Below are 2,237 nucleotides of genomic sequence, written 5' to 3'. Positions count from 1 at the left end.
CGTCTGGATCCGGGTTTTCCCGGATCTGCCGGTCACATCGAAGCCGACCGAAGTGCGCATGGGTAAGGGCAAGGGCGCCGCCCAATAGTCGACGGCGTCAGCGAGGAGACCGCGCGTGAAGCGCTGCGCCTCGGCGCCGCCAAGCTCTCGGTCAAGACGCGCTTCGTGCAGCGCATCGCAGAATAAGGACAGGCGATCATGAAAGCCGAAGACATCCGGACCAAGACCCAGGATCAGCTGACCGACGACCTGGCCAGCCTGAAGAAGGAGCAGTTCAACCTGCGCTTCCAGAAGGCCACCGGTCAGCTTGAGAAGACCGCGCGCGTGAAGCAGGTCCGCAGGGACATCGCGCGCATCAAGACCATCGCCGCTGAAAAAGCCGCGGCCAAGAAGGGTTAAGACCATGCCAAAGCGCATTCTGCAGGGCACCGTCGTCAGCGACAAGAACGAGAAGACGGTCGTCGTCAAGGTCGAACGGCGCTTCACGCATCCCGTGATGAAGAAGACCGTGCGCATGACCAAGAAGTACAAGGCGCACGACGAGAACAACGCCCACAAGGTCGGCGACCAGGTGTTCATCCAGGAATCGAAGCCGATTTCCAAGGACAAGCGCTGGATCGTCGTCACTTCGGATCAGGCTTGATCCGGGCGAACGAAACGAATTTTGGACAGACCGGGGAGGGGTGTCGAACCCGTCCCGTTAGAAAAGAAGAAGGCGGCCAGTCATGATTCAGATGCAAACAAACCTCGACGTCGCGGACAATTCCGGCGCCCGTCGTGTCATGTGCATCAAGGTGCTGGGCGGCTCGAAGCGGAAGTATGCCTCCGTCGGCGACATCATCGTGGTGTCGATCAAGGAAGCCATCCCGCGCGGCCGCGTTAAGAAGGGCGATGTGATGAAGGCGGTCGTGGTTCGCACGGCCAAGGACATCCGCCGTCCGGACGGCAGCGTGATCCGTTTCGACAAGAACGCGGCCGTTCTCGTCGACAACAAGAAAGAACCGATCGGCACGCGTATCTTCGGGCCGGTTCCGCGCGAGCTTCGCGCCAAGAACCACATGAAGATCATCTCGCTCGCGCCTGAAGTGCTGTAAGGAGCCGGACCAATGCAAAAGATCAGAAAAGGCGACAAGGTCGTCGTGCTTGCCGGCAAGGACAAGGGCCGTTCGGGCGAAGTCCTGTCGGTGCAGCCGAAGGAAGACACCGCGCTCGTGCGCGGCGTGAACCTCATTCGCCGTCATCAGAGGCAGACCCAGTCCCAAGAGGGCGGGATCATCACCAAGGAAGCGCCGATCCACCTGTCGAACATCGCGCTGGCCGACCCCAAGGACGGTAAGCCGACCCGCGTCGGCTTCGCCATCCAGAAGGACGGCAAGAAGGTGCGCGTCGCCAAGCGTTCGGGAGAAGTCATCAATGGCTAAGGCTGAAACCAAGCAGGCGGCTGCCAAGAACGAGCCGCGCCTCAAGAAGGTCTACAACGAGACCATCCGCAAGGCGCTGCAGGAGCAGTTCGGCTACGACAACGACATGCAGGTTCCGCGCCTGGACAAGATCGTGCTGAACATGGGCGTCGGCGAGGCGACCGGCGATTCCAAGAAGCCCTCGGTCGCGGCCGAGGATCTCGCGCTGATCGCCGGCCAGAAGGCCGTCGTCACCCGCGCCCGCAACTCGATCGCGGGCTTCAAGGTGCGCGAGAACATGCCGATCGGCGCCAAGGTCACGCTACGCAAGGAACGCATGTACGAGTTCCTCGACCGCCTCGTGAACATTGCGCTGCCGCGCGTCCGCGACTTCCGCGGGCTGAACCCGAAGAGCTTTGACGGCCGTGGCAACTACGCCATGGGCATCAAGGAACACATCGTGTTCCCGGAGATCAATTACGACAAGGTTGATCAGGTCTGGGGCATGGACGTCATCGTTTGTACGACGGCGAAGACGGACGACGAGGCGAGAGCGCTGCTCAAGGCCTTCAACTTCCCCTTCCGCCAGTAACGGCAGCGAAAAAGGAAAAATCTGAAATGGCAAAGACCAGCTCAGTCGAGAAGAACAACCGGCGCCGCAAGCTTGCCGGTCAGTACGCCGCCAAGCGCAAGGCGCTCAAGGAAATCGTCATGGATCAGTCCAAGCCGATGGAAGAGCGTTTCCGCGCCCAGTTGAAGCTTTCGGCTCTGCCGCGCAACTCGGCCAAGATCCGCATCCGCAACCGCTGCGAAGTCACCGGCCGTCCGCGCGCCTAC

6 protein-coding genes and 1 pseudogene are annotated in these 2,237 nt (G+C 61.2%); all 7 read left to right on the top strand.

Annotated features, from left to right (window positions below; all coding sequences use genetic code 11):
- Positions 1-186 (top strand): annotated as a pseudogene (locus EOA38_RS34215) (ribosomal protein L16); the annotation flags it as partial.
- A gap of 12 nt (positions 187-198) precedes the next feature.
- Positions 199-399, top strand: a complete 201-nt coding sequence (gene rpmC, locus EOA38_RS34210) for a 50S ribosomal protein L29 (RefSeq protein ID WP_095807484.1) — start codon at positions 199-201, stop codon at positions 397-399.
- Between the two features lie 4 nt (positions 400-403).
- The gene (gene rpsQ / locus EOA38_RS34205) at positions 404-643 is read left to right on the top strand and encodes a 30S ribosomal protein S17 (RefSeq protein WP_027170362.1); all 240 of its coding nucleotides are present in this window, start codon (positions 404-406) and stop codon (positions 641-643) included.
- Positions 644-725: 82 nt separating this feature from the next.
- Positions 726-1,094, top strand: a complete 369-nt coding sequence (gene rplN, locus EOA38_RS34200; RefSeq protein ID WP_006205457.1) for a 50S ribosomal protein L14 — start codon at positions 726-728, stop codon at positions 1,092-1,094.
- A gap of 12 nt (positions 1,095-1,106) precedes the next feature.
- Positions 1,107-1,421 (top strand): 50S ribosomal protein L24, encoded by a 315-nt coding sequence (gene rplX, locus EOA38_RS34195; protein ID WP_127301298.1) that lies wholly within the window; start codon positions 1,107-1,109, stop codon positions 1,419-1,421.
- On the top strand, positions 1,414-1,992 hold the full coding sequence (rplE, locus tag EOA38_RS34190; RefSeq protein ID WP_095815056.1) for a 50S ribosomal protein L5: 579 nt from the start codon (positions 1,414-1,416) through the stop codon (positions 1,990-1,992). Before rplX ends, rplE begins: the two co-directional genes overlap by 8 nt.
- 26 nt (positions 1,993-2,018) lie before the next feature.
- Positions 2,019-2,237, top strand: a 219-nt coding sequence (rpsN, locus tag EOA38_RS34185; RefSeq protein ID WP_127301297.1) for a 30S ribosomal protein S14, incomplete at its 3' end; no start/stop codon positions are given.

Origin of the sequence: Mesorhizobium sp. M1E.F.Ca.ET.041.01.1.1, assembly GCF_003997355.1 — a bacterium.
GTDB lineage: Bacteria > Pseudomonadota > Alphaproteobacteria > Rhizobiales > Rhizobiaceae > Mesorhizobium.
The sequence above is the reverse complement of the archived record's forward strand: the minus strand, read 5'-3'. Positions and strand labels throughout refer to the sequence as shown.

What these genes read in the sequence shown, in the direction of transcription:
- rplN (WP_006205457.1), top strand. Translation starts at nt 726, where the DNA reads ATGATTCAGATGCAAACAAACCTCGACGTCGCGGACAATTCCGGCGCC.
- rplX (WP_127301298.1), top strand. Translation starts at nt 1,107, where the DNA reads ATGCAAAAGATCAGAAAAGGCGACAAGGTCGTCGTGCTTGCCGGCAAG.
- rpmC (WP_095807484.1), top strand. Translation starts at nt 199, where the DNA reads ATGAAAGCCGAAGACATCCGGACCAAGACCCAGGATCAGCTGACCGAC.
- rplE (WP_095815056.1), top strand. Translation starts at nt 1,414, where the DNA reads ATGGCTAAGGCTGAAACCAAGCAGGCGGCTGCCAAGAACGAGCCGCGC.
- rpsQ (WP_027170362.1), top strand. Translation starts at nt 404, where the DNA reads ATGCCAAAGCGCATTCTGCAGGGCACCGTCGTCAGCGACAAGAACGAG.